Annotated in this window: 14 protein-coding genes and 2 tRNA genes; 14 read left to right on the forward strand and 2 right to left on the reverse strand. The window is 42.6% G+C overall.

Annotated features, from left to right (window positions below):
* Positions 1-148 precede the first annotated feature (148 nt).
* The 4 genes from ftsH (at position 149) to WKT11_RS16890 (ending at position 6483) form a co-directional block, all read left to right on the forward strand.
* Positions 149-2218 (forward strand): ATP-dependent zinc metalloprotease FtsH, encoded by a 2070-nt coding sequence (gene ftsH / locus WKT11_RS16875; protein ID WP_178761889.1) that lies wholly within the window; start codon positions 149-151, stop codon positions 2216-2218.
* A gap of 193 nt (positions 2219-2411) precedes the next feature.
* Positions 2412-4274 (forward strand): excinuclease ABC subunit UvrC, encoded by a 1863-nt coding sequence (gene uvrC, locus WKT11_RS16880; RefSeq protein ID WP_117677295.1) that lies wholly within the window; start codon positions 2412-2414, stop codon positions 4272-4274.
* Positions 4275-4483: 209 nt separating this feature from the next.
* Positions 4484-5419: an HPr(Ser) kinase/phosphatase gene (gene hprK, locus WKT11_RS16885; RefSeq protein ID WP_117677296.1), complete on the forward strand. Its 936-nt coding sequence runs from the start codon at positions 4484-4486 to the stop codon at positions 5417-5419.
* Positions 5420-5535: 116 nt separating this feature from the next.
* On the forward strand, positions 5536-6483 hold the full coding sequence (locus WKT11_RS16890) for an ROK family glucokinase (RefSeq protein WP_294438932.1): 948 nt from the start codon (positions 5536-5538) through the stop codon (positions 6481-6483).
* Positions 6484-6622: 139 nt separating this feature from the next.
* Here WKT11_RS16890 and WKT11_RS16895 read toward each other — a convergent pair whose 3' ends face one another.
* A complete protein-coding gene (locus WKT11_RS16895) occupies positions 6623-9220 on the reverse strand; it encodes a transglycosylase domain-containing protein (protein WP_118610091.1) in 2598 nt (865 codons plus the stop codon).
* A gap of 265 nt (positions 9221-9485) precedes the next feature.
* On the opposite strand from WKT11_RS16895, the gene WKT11_RS16900 reads away from it, so the two are divergent.
* The gene (locus WKT11_RS16900) at positions 9486-10142 is read left to right on the forward strand and encodes a YigZ family protein (protein WP_340285236.1); all 657 of its coding nucleotides are present in this window, start codon (positions 9486-9488) and stop codon (positions 10140-10142) included.
* Positions 10143-10320: 178 nt separating this feature from the next.
* Here the strand turns inward: WKT11_RS16900 and WKT11_RS16905 are convergent, their stop codons facing one another.
* Complete coding sequence (locus tag WKT11_RS16905) at positions 10321-10839, reverse strand: peptidylprolyl isomerase (protein WP_117846089.1); 519 nt, start codon at positions 10837-10839, stop codon at positions 10321-10323.
* A 93-nt stretch (positions 10840-10932) separates the two neighbouring features.
* On the opposite strand from WKT11_RS16905, the gene tsaE reads away from it, so the two are divergent.
* From tsaE to WKT11_RS16945, 9 genes are all read left to right on the forward strand, one after another.
* The gene (gene tsaE / locus WKT11_RS16910; protein ID WP_117677301.1) at positions 10933-11367 is read left to right on the forward strand and encodes a tRNA (adenosine(37)-N6)-threonylcarbamoyltransferase complex ATPase subunit type 1 TsaE; all 435 of its coding nucleotides are present in this window, start codon (positions 10933-10935) and stop codon (positions 11365-11367) included.
* A 65-nt stretch (positions 11368-11432) separates the two neighbouring features.
* A complete protein-coding gene (gene tsaB / locus WKT11_RS16915; protein ID WP_118591545.1) occupies positions 11433-12161 on the forward strand; it encodes a tRNA (adenosine(37)-N6)-threonylcarbamoyltransferase complex dimerization subunit type 1 TsaB in 729 nt (242 codons plus the stop codon).
* Positions 12158-12595 carry a ribosomal protein S18-alanine N-acetyltransferase gene (gene rimI, locus WKT11_RS16920; RefSeq protein WP_340285237.1) on the forward strand — a complete coding sequence of 146 codons (438 nt, stop codon included), beginning with the start codon at positions 12158-12160 and terminating at the stop codon, positions 12593-12595. The genes tsaB and rimI overlap by 4 nt, the downstream gene beginning before the upstream one ends.
* A gap of 91 nt (positions 12596-12686) precedes the next feature.
* Positions 12687-12776 (forward strand): DUF6783 domain-containing protein, encoded by a 90-nt coding sequence (locus WKT11_RS20100; protein WP_445291954.1) that lies wholly within the window; start codon positions 12687-12689, stop codon positions 12774-12776.
* A 29-nt stretch (positions 12777-12805) separates the two neighbouring features.
* Positions 12806-13714: a ribonuclease Z gene (locus tag WKT11_RS16925; RefSeq protein ID WP_117846086.1), complete on the forward strand. Its 909-nt coding sequence runs from the start codon at positions 12806-12808 to the stop codon at positions 13712-13714.
* Positions 13715-13724: 10 nt separating this feature from the next.
* Positions 13725-14744, forward strand: a complete 1020-nt coding sequence (tsaD, locus tag WKT11_RS16930) for a tRNA (adenosine(37)-N6)-threonylcarbamoyltransferase complex transferase subunit TsaD (RefSeq protein WP_117677305.1) — start codon at positions 13725-13727, stop codon at positions 14742-14744.
* 2 nt (positions 14745-14746) lie between these two features.
* Positions 14747-15436 carry a 2-C-methyl-D-erythritol 4-phosphate cytidylyltransferase gene (ispD, locus tag WKT11_RS16935; RefSeq protein WP_117846085.1) on the forward strand — a complete coding sequence of 230 codons (690 nt, stop codon included), beginning with the start codon at positions 14747-14749 and terminating at the stop codon, positions 15434-15436.
* A 328-nt stretch (positions 15437-15764) separates the two neighbouring features.
* Positions 15765-15850, forward strand: a tRNA-Ser gene (locus WKT11_RS16940).
* A 171-nt stretch (positions 15851-16021) separates the two neighbouring features.
* Positions 16022-16111: transfer RNA gene (locus WKT11_RS16945), tRNA-Ser, on the forward strand.
* The last annotated feature ends 246 nt before the right edge of the window (positions 16112-16357 follow it).

A 16357-nucleotide genomic window follows, 5' to 3' on the forward strand; every position in this document is an offset into this window, starting at 1 on the left:
TACTGTTCACTGATAGTATCCCGCGAGGTGTTTTTTGTGAGCGAAGATCACAGAAAACCCGAGACATAACGGAAATTTCACAATCTCGCGGTTGATTTATAACAAAATTCTCTTTATAATAAGAACGATAACGTTTAGGAGGAAGAAAATGGATAATCATATGGACAATAATCCGAATGGCAATCGTCCTGATAATAATAAAGGTCCTGGCAAGCCGGATCCGAATAAAAATCATCAGTCGATCCTTGCTTTTCTGGTATGCCTCCTGGTTACTTTGGTATGTTTCGCCATGTTTACTAATATGCTCAAGGACAGTTCAAGTGAGATCACTTACGATAAATTCATTGAGATGGTAAATGATGGAGATGTGAAGGAAGTTTCACTTCAGTCAAACACCCTGACGATCACACCGAAACATCAGTCATCAGGATTTTCAGAAGATGTTTATTATACCAATCAGATGGAGTCAGTAGATAAACTGACCGAGAGACTTGAGGGAACAGGAATCAAGTTTGAATATAAGCAGCCGGATGCAGTTGGTGAGATTGTTTCCATGCTGGTCAGTGTGCTTCTGCCGACGATCGTGCTGTTTGTACTGCTGATGGTATTTATGCGCCGCATGAATAAAGGCGGTGGCATGATGGGAGTTGGAAAGAGCCGGGCGAAAGCCTATATTCAGAAAGACACAGGAATTACTTTCAAAGATGTAGCCGGACAGGATGAAGCGAAAGAATCACTTCAGGAGGTTGTAGATTTCCTGCATAATCCGGGAAAATATACGACCATCGGTGCCAAACTTCCGAAAGGTGCCCTGCTTGTGGGACCTCCCGGAACAGGTAAGACACTTCTCGCAAAAGCCGTAGCAGGAGAGGCGCATGTACCGTTCTTTTCCCTGTCAGGTTCTGAATTTGTAGAGATGTTCGTAGGTGTGGGTGCATCCCGTGTCCGCGATTTGTTTGAGGAAGCGAAGAAGAATGCACCATGTATCATCTTTATCGATGAGATCGATGCAATCGGTAAGAGTCGTGATTCCCATTACGGCGGTGGCAACGACGAGCGTGAGCAGACATTGAACCAGCTGCTTGCCGAGATGGACGGATTTGATACTTCTAAAGGTCTTCTGATTCTGGCAGCTACGAACCGTCCGGAAGTTCTTGATCCTGCACTTCTGCGTCCAGGCCGTTTTGACAGACGAGTAATTGTTGACCGTCCGGATCTGAAGGGAAGAATTGAGATTCTGAAAGTACATGCCAGAAATGTACATCTGGATGAGACGGTTGACTTCGAGAACATTGCGCTTGCAACTTCCGGCGCAGTGGGATCTGACCTTGCAAATATGATAAATGAGGCTGCGATTCTTGCGGTTAAGAGCGGACGCAGTGCGGTATCCCAGAAGGATCTTCTCGAGGCTGTCGAAGTAGTTCTTGTAGGTAAAGAGAAGAAAGACAGAATCTTAAGCGCTCAGGAACGTAAGATTGTATCTTATCATGAAGTAGGACATGCACTGGTAAGTGCTCTGCAAAAAGATGCAGAACCGGTACAGAAGATTACGATCGTGCCGAGAACAATGGGTGCACTTGGCTATGTTATGCAGGTGCCGGAAGAGGAGAAATATCTCAACACCAAGAAAGAACTGGAAGCAATGCTTGTAGGATATCTTGGCGGACGTGCCGCAGAGGAATTGGTATTTGATACAGTGACAACGGGTGCTGCCAATGACATTGAGCAGGCGACAAAAGTGGCAAGAGCCATGATCACCCAGTATGGTATGTCTGAGAAATTCGGACTTATGGGACTGGCTACCCAGGAGAATCAGTATCTTAGTGGCAGAGCAGTTTTAAACTGTGGTGATGACACTGCGACAGAGGTAGACCATGAAGTGATGGTACTTCTTCATAATTCATACGAAGAAGCCAAAAGACTGATCGGCGGTCACAGAGAAGCGTTGGATAAGATTGCCGACTACCTGATCCACAGAGAGACAATTACAGGCAAGGAATTTATGAAAATATTCCGTGCTGTAGAGCGTGGGCTCGAGATTCCTGAAAACCTGGATGACCTGGAAATTCCGGAGAAGACGGAAACAAAACCGGAAGAGCCGGTAACAAAACAGATGGATCAAACGGAGACAGAACAGACGATAGCAGATCAGACAACAGTCCCGGATTCAGATGTAAAAGAGAATACAGTAACGCTGGATAAGACAGAGATTCAGTGATACAATAACAGAGCCGGATAATATTCCGACTCTGTTTTTTCTATATATAAATTTACTTAGCAAGCTCATGAGTACTTGCCTGAATTAGCGGCATATGAAGAATAAATGGCTAAAATATATAAGTAAAGCAGATGGCGGTTATCAAAAATGACATAATAGTAGAATACGTAGAAGCATAAATGGAGGAGATTTTATGTTTCAGATAGAGGAAGAGTTAAAGAAACTTCCAGGCAAGCCGGGAGTTTATATCATGCATGGTGAGAAAGATGAAATCATCTATGTTGGAAAAGCTATCAGTCTGAAGAACAGGGTGAGACAGTACTTCCAGAGTAGCAGGAATAAAGGCGCCAAGATTGAGCAGATGGTAACCCATATCACCAGATTTGAGTACATTATTACAGATTCAGAACTGGAAGCCCTGGTTCTGGAATGCAACCTGATTAAGGAACATCGTCCGAAGTACAATACCATGCTCAAGGATGACAAAAGTTATCCCTTTATTAAAGTCACAGTTAATGAGGAATATCCCAGAGTACTTTTCGCCAGAAGAATGAAGAAAGACAAGACAAAATATTTTGGTCCATATACCAGTGCGGGAGCAGTAAAAGACGTAATTGAACTGGTGCGCAAACTTTATAAAGTGCGTTCCTGCAACAGAGTACTGCCGAGAGACTGTAAAAAGGATCGTCCCTGCCTGTACTATCATATGAAACAGTGTACAGCTCCCTGTCAGGGTTATATAACCTCTGAGGAGTATAAGAAAAATATCACTGAATTGCTGAAATTCCTAAATGGAGATTTCCAGGATACGATTGATATGCTGACAGATAAGATGATGGCAGCGTCAGATGAAATGCGTTTTGAAGATGCCACGGAATATCGTGACCTGATCCGCAGCATTCAGAAAATCGGGGAGCGTCAGAAAATCACCAGTTATGGTGAAGAGGATAAGGATATCATTGCAGTGGCAATGGATGAAAGTCTTGATCTTCGTGAACAGGATGCAGTTGTGCAGGTATTTTTTGTCCGCGATGGTAAACTGATTGGACGCGAACATTTCTATCTGCGTGTGGCGCGTGGAGATACGAAAGCACAGGTATTGTCAAGTTTTATGAAGCAGTTCTATGCGGGCACACCATTCATCCCGAGAGAAATTATGTTGCAAAAGGAAATAGAAGATGCTCAGATCATAGAAGAATGGCTGACTGCCAGAAGAAAACAACGAGTCTATATCCGCGTTCCAAAGAAAGGAACGAAAGAGAAACTGGTGGAACTGGCGGAAGAGAATGCAAAGATGGTTCTGGATAAGGACAGAGAGCGGATCAAACGTGAAGAAGGCAGAACAATCGGCGCTGTTCATGAGGTGGAAGAATGGCTTGGATTGTCGGGAATCAAACGAATGGAAGCGTACGATATTTCCAATATCAGTGGATTTGAATCCGTTGGTTCTATGGTCGTTTACGAAAAAGGAAAGCCGAAACGAAGTGATTACCGTAAATTTAAAATCAAATGGGTGCAGGGACCGAATGATTATGCAAGTATGGAAGAGGTGCTTACCCGACGCTTTACCCATGAAGGAAAAGACGAGTTTGACAGTTTTTCCATTATGCCGGATCTGATTTTAATGGATGGTGGAAGAGGACAGGTAAATATTGCGTTGAAAGTACTGGCAGAATTAGGGATTGATGATATTCCTGTCTGCGGTATGGTCAAAGATGACCATCACAGAACGAGAGGACTATACTATAATAATCTGGAGATTCCTATTGATACAAGCAGTGAGGGCTTCCGCCTGATCACCAGGATCCAGGATGAGGCACACCGTTTTGCTATCGAATTCCACCGTTCCCTGCGAAGTAAGGAACAGGTCCATTCTCTGCTGGATGATATCCCGGGAATCGGAGAAACCAGAAGAAAAGCCTTGATGAGGAAATTTAAGTCCATTGAGAATATCAGAGATGCTTCTCTGGAGGAACTGACAGAAACAGAAAGTATGAACGCAGGAAGCGCGCAGCAGGTATATGACTTTTTTCATGCACCTAAAGTTAAGGGTTAGAAATTCGGTTATGAGCAAGTAGCAAAAGCGGATTGCGAATATCCGATTGACACGAAGTAAGTAATTTTTTTGTTTCCTTGTGCAAAAAGTATCTTTTATTTACAATTGAAGTTGCACATGATGATGTGATATAATGAAAATATCGTTAAATTTGTTGCTGGGAACGCAGTGAACAGTAACTCAAATTTTGAACTGAAAAGGAGAAACAAATGAAAGGTGTACAGTTGACAAAATTAGTTCAGGAACTGGGACTTCACAACCTGACTCCTGAAATTGACCTGTCTGAGATACTGATCAAGACAGCCGAGATCAACAGACCGGCTCTGCAGCTGACAGGATATCTGGAACATTTCGCAAACGAACGTGTGCAGATTATCGGATATGTAGAATATACTTATCTGATGCAGCTTAGTGATGAAGAACGGAAATTTAAATACGAGAGATTTATTTCCAGTAAGATTCCATGCGTAATTTTCAGTACAATGACAAGACCATCACAGGATATGATCGATCTTGCGATTAAATATAATGTTCCGACCTTTGTGACAGAGCGTACGACTTCAAGTTTCATGGCAGAGATCATCCGCTGGTTAGGCGTACAGCTTGCACCATGTATCTCTATTCACGGTGTACTTGTGGATGTATATGGTGAAGGCGTCCTGATCACTGGCGAAAGTGGAATTGGTAAGAGTGAAGCTGCTCTGGAATTGATCAAACGTGGTCATCGTCTTGTAAGTGATGATGTTGTTGAACTTCGTAAAGTCAGTGATGTAACCTTGGTAGGTTCTGCACCTGACATTACACGACATTTCATTGAACTGCGTGGTATTGGTATTATTGATGTTAAGACTCTGTTTGGTGTTGAGAGTGTTAAAGATACCCAGTCTGTAGACCTTGTTATTAAACTGGAAGAGTGGGACAGAGATAAAGAATATGACCGTCTGGGACTTCATGAAGAGTACACAGAGTATCTTGGAAATAAAATCGTATGCCATTCTCTTCCGATTCGCCCTGGCCGTAACCTGGCTATCATTGTTGAATCTGCGGCAGTCAACCACAGACAGAAGAAGATGGGTTACAATGCAGCAGAAGAACTGTACAAGCGTGTTCAGGCAAACCTTGCAAAAAAACGTGAGGAGAGATAAGATTACTGTTTACTCTACATGGAATGGCAGTGTGTGAACAGCGATGAAATAAGATAATTGCTGGATGTTATTGAAGATAGCAATGTAATATAAGTATAATTAATTTGGAGGATATCATGGGAAAGTATTGTTTTGGAATTGATGTTGGTGGCACATCTGTAAAGTGTGGACTCTTTCAGACAGATGGAGTTTTAGTTGAAAAATGGGAGATCCCGACGCGTAAGGAGAACAGCGGAGAAGCAATCCTTCCGGATATTGCGAAGACAATTCTGGACAAGATCGCAGAACGCAAGCTGGATAAATCAGATATCGATGGTGTAGGAATTGGTGTTCCGGGACCTGTTAATGAGAGAGGGGAGGTACCATGTGCGGTAAACCTTTTCTGGGGATTCAAAGAAGTTACAAAAGAACTCACAGAACTGACAGGGCTTCCTTCCAAAGCCGGAAATGATGCCAATGTAGCAGCACTTGGAGAGGCATGGAAAGGTGCAGCAGCAGGATCTAAGAACGTAATCCTCGTAACTCTGGGAACAGGAGTCGGCGGTGGAATCATCGTTGATGGAAAAATCGTTGGCGGTGCTCATGGAGCAGGTGGAGAAATCGGTCATGCAGCAGTAAATCATGAGGAAAAAGAAGCCTGCAACTGCGGTAACTGTGGATGTCTGGAGCAGTATGCATCAGCTACAGGTATCGTACGTGTGGCACAGAGAACTCTGGCAGCTACAGAAGAAGAGACAGTTCTTCGCAAATTTACAAAGCTTTCTGCCAAGAATGTTCTTGACGCATTTAAAGAAGGGGATAAAGTAGCCTGCGATGTTATGGCACAGGTAGGTGAAATGCTCGGCGGAACGCTTGCTATGTTTGCATGTGTTACAGACCCTGAAGCAATCGTTATTGGCGGTGGCGTTTCCAAAGCAGGACAGCCATTGATCGACTGTATTCAGAAATATTATAAGAAGTATGCGTTCTCAGCCTGCAAAGAGACACCGATCATTCTTGCAAATCTTGGAAATGATGCAGGTATCTACGGATCTGCACGTATGGTTATCAAAGAAGCACAATAAGGCTTTTGACCCTGACATCATTGATATATCAAAAGCTAAATATTACATCAATATAAAAATCCACAGTCTTGAATTAAGACTGTGGATTTTATTGATATGACTGGAAATTTTTTATAAAATCCCGTTATGGAATATGAAATTAATAATAATCGATCTGATAACTGCTGTCATCTTCACCACCATTAGTATCGCCACCATTGTCACCGTCGTAGTCACCACCATCGCCATTATCTTCGCCATCGTTATCTTCGCCACCATTACTGTCATCACCATTATTGTTGGTGTCTGAATCATTATTGGCGTCATCTGTATTGGCATCTGTCTGGCTGGAGGACTCATCACTGTTATCATAATTGTAATCATATTCATCATAGCTTTCATCATAGAAATGCTGATCACAATATTCTGTCGGCATGGTACCTACATCAAAGTATTCAGTAATTACCGGGCAGCCTGCTCTTGGGAGAAGACCTGTTTCTTCGCAGACACTTAATTTCTCTACACTTGCAGGTTTTTCGAATTCCTTGGACGGAAGTCCTTCGTGAATTCGAGTCATAACTTTCTTCCATAAATTCTTATGGAAGTTACGTGCATAGTCAGGTAACTTTTCATTGTTGTCATAACCAGACCATACTGCGCAAGTATAATATGGAGTATAACCAACAAACCATAAGTCGTTATATGCTTCTGTTGTACCTGTCTTACCGGCAACTGCCATATTATCAAGCTGGCATGCTGTACCGGTACCTTTTTTTACAACGTCTTCCATTGCACTGGTAAGAAGATAAGCGGTACTTTCTTTGATTACAGAGCGTTCTGCAGAAGTATTCTCAATGAGTACATTGCCGTTATGATCCAGAATCTTGGTGTAGTAAATCGGTTTGATATAATTTCCGCCATTGGCGATTGCTGCATAAGATGCACAGAGCTCTACGTTTGTGACACCATTGGTGATACCTCCGAGTGCAGTAGCAAGATTTGCGTCACTCCATACATTGCCGTTTGCGTCTGTATCAGCTTCTGTTCCATGAGCAAGGGTAGTAAATCCAAAATTATCGAGATATTTTAATCCAAGATCCGGAGTTACTTCCTCAAAACATTTAACGGCGACAACGTTGATGGAGTTCTGAATTGCCGTACGGATCGTTGTGGTTCCATTATAAGAACGGGTTGCGTTATTTACAGGAGAACCATCCGGATATTCATATGGCTCATCTTCAAAGGTTGTTGCAAGAGTCATTCCCTTTTCGTTTAATGCTGGTGCATAGGTGGAAACAATCTTAAATGTGGAACCCGGCTGACGGGTTGTATCTGTTGCACGGTTCAGCGTCAGGCTGGCTGTTTTCTCTCCACGTCCGCCAATCAGGGCTTTCACATAACCGGTGTGCTGGTCGATAACGCTCATAGAAGACTGTGGCTGAGGTGCGAAGTTTACTCGTTCCGCAACAACTTTGCTTCCGTCTGCAAGAATGCTTTCCTTATATCTGTCTACATAAGTCTGTCCTTCCTCAGGAGAATCAAATAAAAGATCAAAACCTGGATCTTCATTCTGGAAATAAAGCTGTAGCATTTCCTTACTGTAGTTTACCTGATTTCCATCCGGATCGGTAACTGTCAGGGCATAATCAAGTTCATACTGAACAGTATCCGGATAATTGGAAGGATCAGAATATTCCTCATCCAGAATATTCTGAATGGTAGAATCCTGCGTTGTATATACTTTAAGTCCACCGCTGTACAGAAGGTTGGTTGCCTGTGTTTTGGTATAACCCTTAATATTCATCAGGTCATTGATGATCTGATCAGTCAGTTCATCCTCGAAATAAGTGTAAACAGTATTCTCAGTACTGGAATTCTTTTCCTGAGCTGCCTGAATACGGGAATAAACATCATCTGCCAGAGCCTCGTCATATTGATCCTGTGTAATATAATTCTGATCCAGCATATGCTGAAGAACTTCTTTTCGTCTCTTCTGGTTGCTTTCAGGATTAATAATAGGATTAAATTTGGTCGGGTTCTGTGTGATACCTGCTAAAGTTGCACATTCGGAAAGATTCAGATCCCATACATCTTTATCAAAATACTGACGTGCGGCGGCCTGTACACCGTATGATCCGGCTCCAAGGTTAATCGTGTTCAGATAGTTTTCAAGAATGGTATCCTTATCTGTTTTCTTTTCGACCTGAACAGCAAGGTACTGTTCCTGAAATTTACGTGTGAATCGTTCAAACTGAGTAGACTCACTGGTCCAGTTGGTAAATACATTATTCTTCAGGAGCTGCTGAGTGATTGTACTGGCACCTTCGGAAAAATCACCGGTAGTGATTGCCTTCATTCCGGCACGAAGGATACCCTTTACATCAATGCCATTATGTTCATAAAAACGCTCATCCTCGATTGCGACGACCGCATGCTGTAAATCTACAGGAATCTGGTCCAAAGTAACCGGCAGTCGGTTGGAATTCGGTGCGGCCAGCTTACGGATCTGATTTCCGGCATCGTCGTAAAGAAAAGTTGCATAGCCCAGTGGCATAATATCAATATCATTAACATCAGGAGCATTATCAATCACGCCCCTGAAAGACCCTACACCCAGGCAGGCTACTGCGATGCAGAGTGCTATCAGTGATACGAACAGGACTCTGATGAAAGAAACTCTTGCACGTTTTCCCATCATGGAAGAACGGGAAATCAGCGCAGTCCGCTTCTTTGCAGTCGACTTTTTACCGTAGTTCATGTTAAACCTCCTTTATAATCCGTTCTATTATATCAAATAAGAATAAGTAAATAAAGCAAAAAAATAAAAATTCACAATTGGTTTTGTACCTTTATAGAGGTTATTGTGAGTTTTTATAAAAATTAGTATACACTGCGCTGGCGAATTTCTGTAATTCATGGTACACTGTGTCAGTAGAGACAGTTAAATACCGTTATTGTTTGTAAACAGGATTTCTCCTGTGAACAGCAAAGATGCGTATTTACTTTAAGAGAGGAATAACAGAATGCTTGAGAAATATAAGACAGTTTATGAGGGCGGAGAGAGCGAGATTGTCGAGAAGAAATCCCGGTTTATCGCCACAGTACGTCCGGTACAAACTGAAGAGGAAGCCCTGGCTTTTATAGAGGAGATGAAGAAGAAATACTGGGATGCCAGACATAACTGTTATGTATATTCAGTGGGAAAGAATCGTGAATATACTCGATGCAGTGACGACGGAGAACCATCCGGAACTGCAGGAAGACCGATGCTGGATGTGATCCTGGGCGAAGATATTTATAATGTGGCTGCGGTAGTTACCAGATATTTTGGCGGAGTTTTACTTGGAACGGGCGGGCTGGTAAGAGCATATTCCAAGAGTCTGCAGGAAGGACTTTCTGCCAGCACTGTGATAGAAAAAACATACGGTATTTCGATGGAAGTGATCACAGATTACACCGGAATCGGAAAAATCCAGTATATTGCCGGAGAACAGAAGCTTCCGATACTGGATTCAGAATATACAGACAGAGTAGTACTGCACCTGCTGGTTCCGTCTGACCAGATTGGCTCAGTGGAGAAAGCCATCACAGAAGGAACGAATGGAAGAGCAAAAATGAAGAAGGAAAAAGACCTTTATTATGCGATGATTGATGGCGAAGTAAAGGTGTTCGAGGACTGAGGTATTAAGAATCCGGAATCCTGCAATCAGCAGTGAAAGCTATAAAAGTGGTAGATAGAAGAAATGAAATATAGATAAAGCCTCATGTGATTTTGAAAGTAACAGTGTGATATACAATCAGTATATTACCGCACTCAAAATCATATGAGGCTCTATTATTTTTTAGTGTATGCTGTTTTTAGCATTTCTCCGGTTCCGGATAGTCAACACCAAAAGTATCTACAGTCATAGATTTGATCTTCTGCTCATCAAGAGGACGATCGCTGTAATCAGTATCTTCTTCTGCGATACGGTTTACAACATCCATTCCTTCAATAATTTTACCAAATGCAGCATATGCACCGTCAAGATGTGGAGCGTCTTTATGCATGATAAAGAACTGGCTTCCTGCTGAGTTTGGATGCATGGCTCTTGCCATGGAAAGAACACCTGCTGTATGTTTCAGGTCGTTTTTGAATCTGTTCTGTGTAAATTCACCTTTAATGCTGTATCCCGGACCGCCCATACCGGTTCCGTCCGGGCAACCACCCTGAATCATAAAACCATTGATAACACGATGGAAAATGAGTCCGTCATAGAAGCCCTTTTTTACAAGGCTGATGAAATTGTTTACTGTATTCGGTGCGATTTCAGGATATAATTCTGCCTTCATCACATCGCCATTGTCCATGGTAATAGTAACTACTGGATTTGCCATAGTTTCAAGTCTCCTTTTCAAAAAGTATTGTATTTCCCTGTTCGCTCTATTATAATATGCAAAGGACAATTCTGCAAGAAAAAGGTGGAAAAGATGATTATAGAGACAAAAACACCACAGGAAACATTTGATGTGGGAAAAAAGATTGGAGAGAATGCAAAACCTGGACAGATCTATACACTGACAGGTGATCTGGGAGTAGGAAAAACCGTATTCACTCAAGGCGTCGCAGCAGGACTTGGAATCACAGAGCCTATCTGCAGTCCGACATTTACCATTATTCAGGAGTATGAGAGTGGACGTCTTCCGCTATACCATTTTGATGTATACCGTATCGGTGATATCGAGGAAATGGAAGAAATTGGATACGATGACTATTTCTTCGGACAGGGAATCTGCCTGATCGAATGGGCAAATCTGATTGAAGAGATACTCCCGGAAAATCTGATCAAGGTGACAATAGAGAAAGATCTGGATAAAGGATTTGACTACAGAAAGATTACTGTAACCGGTCTGGAAGAAATCTGATCAGAGGGCTGCAGGGATATTGTATGATAAGGACTGTCATAATGAAAGACAGTCAGGAGGTAGAAATGAAAATTTTAGCATTGGACAGCTCAGGAATCGTAGCATCTGTCGCAGTTGTAGAAGATGATACATTGCTGGCTGAATATACAGTAAATTATAAGAAAACACATTCTCAGACTTTGCTGCCTATGCTGGATGAGATTGTGAAGATGACAGAGCTTGAACTGGAATCTATAGATGCCATTGCAGTAGCAGCAGGTCCTGGATCTTTTACAGGGCTTCGTATCGGTTCAGCGACAGCTAAGGGGCTGGGACTTGCATTGAAGAAACCATTAGTGGCAGTGCCTACGGTGGATGCGCTTGCATATAATCTTTATGATGCGCAGGGACTGATCTGCCCGATTATGGATGCCAGAAGAAAACAAGTGTATACAGGAATTTACAGATTTGAAAATCACCAGCTTGTAACATTAAAAGAGCAGTGGGCAGCACCGATAGAGGAACTATTGGATGAACTGAACCAGAGAGGCGAAATGGTTACTTTCCTTGGAGATGGAGTGCCGGTATTTCGTGAACTAATCGCCGAGAAACTGCATGTTCCGTATTCCTTTGCACCGGCTCATGTAAACAAACAGAGAGCAGCAGCAGTAGCCGCATTAGGAAGCATTTATTATAAAGAAGGACGCACAGAAACTGCTATGGAGCATGTACCGGAATATCTTCGCGTATCTCAGGCAGAGAGGGAACGTGCAGAGCGGGAAAAAGCGCAGAAACAGGCAGGTGCAGAGGCATGATTCTGCGTGAAATGCTTGTAGATGATCTGGATCAGGTAATGGAAATAGAGCAGGACCTGTTTCATGTTCCATGGACAAAAGAAGGTTTTTTTACTTTTCTTAGCAGAGATGATGCCATGTTTCTGGTAGTAGAAGAGAAAGAAAAAATACTGGGTTACTGCGGACTTCTTATGGTCTTGGATGAGGGAGATATTACAAATGTGGCAGTACGAAAAGACAGACAGAGAGAAGGCATTGGTGCGTTTCTGATGCAGAGTCTGATCCGTCTTGCCGCAGAGCGTGATGTCACAACTATTCATCTGGAAGTGCGTGTGGGAAACGAAACGGCGATTCGTCTTTATGAGAGAATGGGATTTACCAGGGATGGGATTCGTAAGGCATATTATAGTGACCCTGTAGAGGATGCGCTGCTTATGACCAGACATCCGCAATAGCGAATTATTGTAAAAATGATGATACCGATTTGTTTGATAACAATCAGGGATATCAAATCAGGGGAAAAGACTTTTACCCCCCCCCTGGAGCGTGTTAAAAAAGGCTTTCTACAAGAGGTGCGCCACAAAGTGGGGTGTGCAGATTGCGGGAATAATTTTTCGAACACGTTCTAAGCAGTAAGATTAAATAAATAGAAATAGAGGAAATATATGTTAGATGTATGCTTAGTTGGAACCGGAGGAATGATGCCTCTGCCGCGAAGATGGCTGACTGCACTTATGACAAGATACAATGGGAGCAGTCTGCTCATTGACTGTGGTGAGGGCACTCAGGTAGCAATTAAAGAAAAAGGATGGAGCTTCAAGCCGATTGATGTGATCTGCTTTACTCATTATCATGGGGATCATATCAGTGGACTTCCGGGACTTCTCCTTACAATGGGAAATGCAGACCGAACAGAACCGCTTACACTGGTTGGCCCGAAAGGGCTGGAACGAGTGGTAAATGCATTGCGTGTAATTGCACCGGAGCTTCCGTTTGAAATCAAATTTATAGAAATTACCCAGCCGGAACAGGTTATCGAATTGAATGGCTATCGAATCACGGCTTTCAAAGTGAATCATAATGTTCTCTGCTATGGATATACTCTTGAGATTCTTCGACAGGGAAAATTCTCAGCAGAGAGAGCAAAGGAACAGGAAATCCCGCTGAAATTCTGGAATCCTCTTCAGAAAGGGCAGACCATAGAGGCGGATGGTGTCATTTATACACCGGAGATGGTACTTGGACCTGCGCGAAAAGGAATTAAACTTACTTATACAACAGATACCAGACCAACAGAGTCTATCCTGCGCAATGCAAAGGAGTCAGATCTGTTTATCTGTGAGGGAATGTACGGGGAAGATGATAAAGCGGATAAAGCCCGCGGCTATAAGCATATGACTTTCCGCGAGGCAGCAGTCCTGGCTCGTGATGCAAAAGTACAGGAAATGTGGCTGACACATTACAGTCCTTCTCTTGTCAGACCGGACGAATTTATGGATAAAGTCCGCGAGATTTTTCCAAATGCGTTCCCGGGAAAAGATGGAAAGAGTGTAGAGTTGAATTTTGAAGAATGAGGAATAGAAAATGAAAGATACATTAATTCTCGCAATAGAGAGTTCCTGTGATGAGACAGCAGCTTCTGTTGTAAAAAATGGCAGAACCATTTTGTCAAATGTGATCTCTTCGCAGATTGCTCTTCATACTTTATACGGCGGAGTAGTTCCGGAAATTGCTTCCCGTAAACATATTGAAAAGATTAACCAGGTAATTGAGCAGGCTCTGTCAGATGCGGGGGTAACGCTGGACGACCTGGATGCGATTGGTGTCACCTACGGTCCGGGACTTGTAGGTGCGCTTTTGGTGGGCGTAGCGGAAGCCAAAGCTATCGCCTATGCAAAGAAACTTCCACTGGTAGGTGTTCATCATATTGAGGGACATGTATCTGCAAATTATATAGAACATCCGGACCTGGAACCACCATTTCTCTGTCTGATCGTATCTGGTGGACATACCCATCTTGTAATTGTTAAAGATTACGGTGAATTTGAAATACTGGGACGCACTCGTGATGATGCGGCAGGAGAAGCTTTTGATAAAGTGGCAAGAGCAATTGGTCTGGGATATCCGGGCGGGCCAAAAGTTGATAAACTTTCAAAAGAGGGGAATCCGAACGCAATAGAATTTCCTAAGGCTAAAATTGGAGACTGTCCATATGATTTCAGCTTCAGTGGAGTAAAATCAGCGGTACTAAATTATATCAACCATGCCCAGATGACAGGAGAAGAAGTGAACAGGGCAGACCTGGCAGCATCTTTCCAGAAGGCAGTAGTTGATGTATTGGTAGAGCATACTATGCTCGCGGCAAAAGATTATGGAATGACTAAGATCGCAATCGCGGGTGGAGTGGCTTCAAACGGAACTTTAAGAGCAGCGATGGAAGAGGCATGTAAAAAGAATAAATACAGCTTTTACCGTCCGTCACCGATTTTCTGTACGGATAATGCAGCAATGATCGGAGTAGCTGCTTATTATGAATATATAAAAGGAACACGTCATGGATGGGATCTGAATGCAGTTCCGAATCTTAAATTAGGAGAACGTTAAAAATGGCAGGAAAAAATACAGCCATTGTTCTGGCAGCAGGACAGGGAAAAAGAATGCACAGTAAAATACAAAAGCAGTTTCTGGAAATACAGGGCTATCCGGTCCTGTATTATTCCCTGCGCTGTTTTCAGGAAAGTCCACTGATTCAGGACATTATTCTCGTGACAGGAGAGGACGCTCTTTCTTACTGTAAAGAGGAAATAGTAAAAAAATATGGTTTTACAAAGGTTTCAAATGTAATTGCAGGCGGAAAAGAACGCTATGATTCTGTCTATGCGGGATTGTGTGCATGCAAAGATTGTCGATATGTATTGATTCATGATGGAGCAAGGCCGTTTATCACAGAAGAAATTATCGAACGCGGATTAGAGAAGGTGAAAGAAACCGGAGCATGCGTAGTGGGAATGCCGTCCAAAGATACGATAAAGCTGTCAGATGCAGAAGGATATGTAAAAGAAACACCAGACAGAAAATGCGTGTGGACGATTCAGACACCACAGATATTTTCTTATGCGCTTATCCGAGAGGCGCATGACAGTATCCGTAAGAAGGATATGAGTAAGATCACAGATGATGCAATGGTAATAGAACAGGAAACAGGAGTGAAGGTTGCGCTTGCGGAAGGATCTTACCAGAATATTAAGATCACAACGCCGGAGGATCTCTATATTGCAGAAGCATTCTTGCGTTAGGCTAGTACAGCGAATATTAAGTAACTGCTATATTGACTTGTCTGATTTTTCATCTGCGGCGTTGTCGTCAATCGGCGTAGCCACCGCTACGCCTCATTCCTCCGCCTTGCAGCTGAAGAAATCATCCTGCCGGACTGTTTTGGTTGTATTATTTTCTGGAATTACTATAGAAAAAACAGCGGATTTATGCGGAATTTCAGGGTTTGTTAAAGTCTGAGAAAGAAAAAATGAAAAAAATGTAAAAAAGTTGTTGACAGGTGAATACTTTGGTGCTAGAATATCACTTGCGTCGGCGGTGATAAAACACCAAAGACAAACAACAACATATGGAGAGATATCGAAGTGGTCATAACGAGGCGGTCTTGAAAACCGTTTGTCCGCAAGGGCGCGTGGGTTCGAATCCCACTCTCTCCGCTAGTCAGGTTCGAAAAAAAAGTTGAAAAACTTGAAAAAAGTACTTGACAAATAAGTAGAAAGTGCGATATAATGCACAAGACTTTTCGAAAGAAAAGTTAAAACCTGATAAAGAGCACGAAAGTGCGAAATAGTTATTCGTGAAATGCAAATAACGAATCTAGGGCGTTTGGAGAAGTACCCAAGCTGGCCGAAGGGGCTCCCCTGGAAAGGGAGTAGGTCGTTAATAGCGGCGCGAGGGTTCAAATCCCTCCTTCTCCGTTTCTTTCAAAAAAGAAAGAAAAAGTTCTTGACAAAGCAAAAGAGATGTGATAAAATCGAAAAGCTATTGAAGAGAACAGGTGTTGAAAAAAAGTTTTGAAGAATTAAAAAAAAGTTCTTGACAAACTAAAAACAACATGATAAAATAGTAAAGCTGTCGCAAGACAGACGACCTTGATAACTAAACAGTGAAACACATACGATTCTCGAAAATTCTTTACATTTTTAAGAACGGTTGAATAAACC

Origin of the sequence: Blautia sp. HCN-1074 (assembly GCF_037890165.1) — a bacterium.
GTDB lineage: Bacteria > Bacillota > Clostridia > Lachnospirales > Lachnospiraceae > Blautia_A.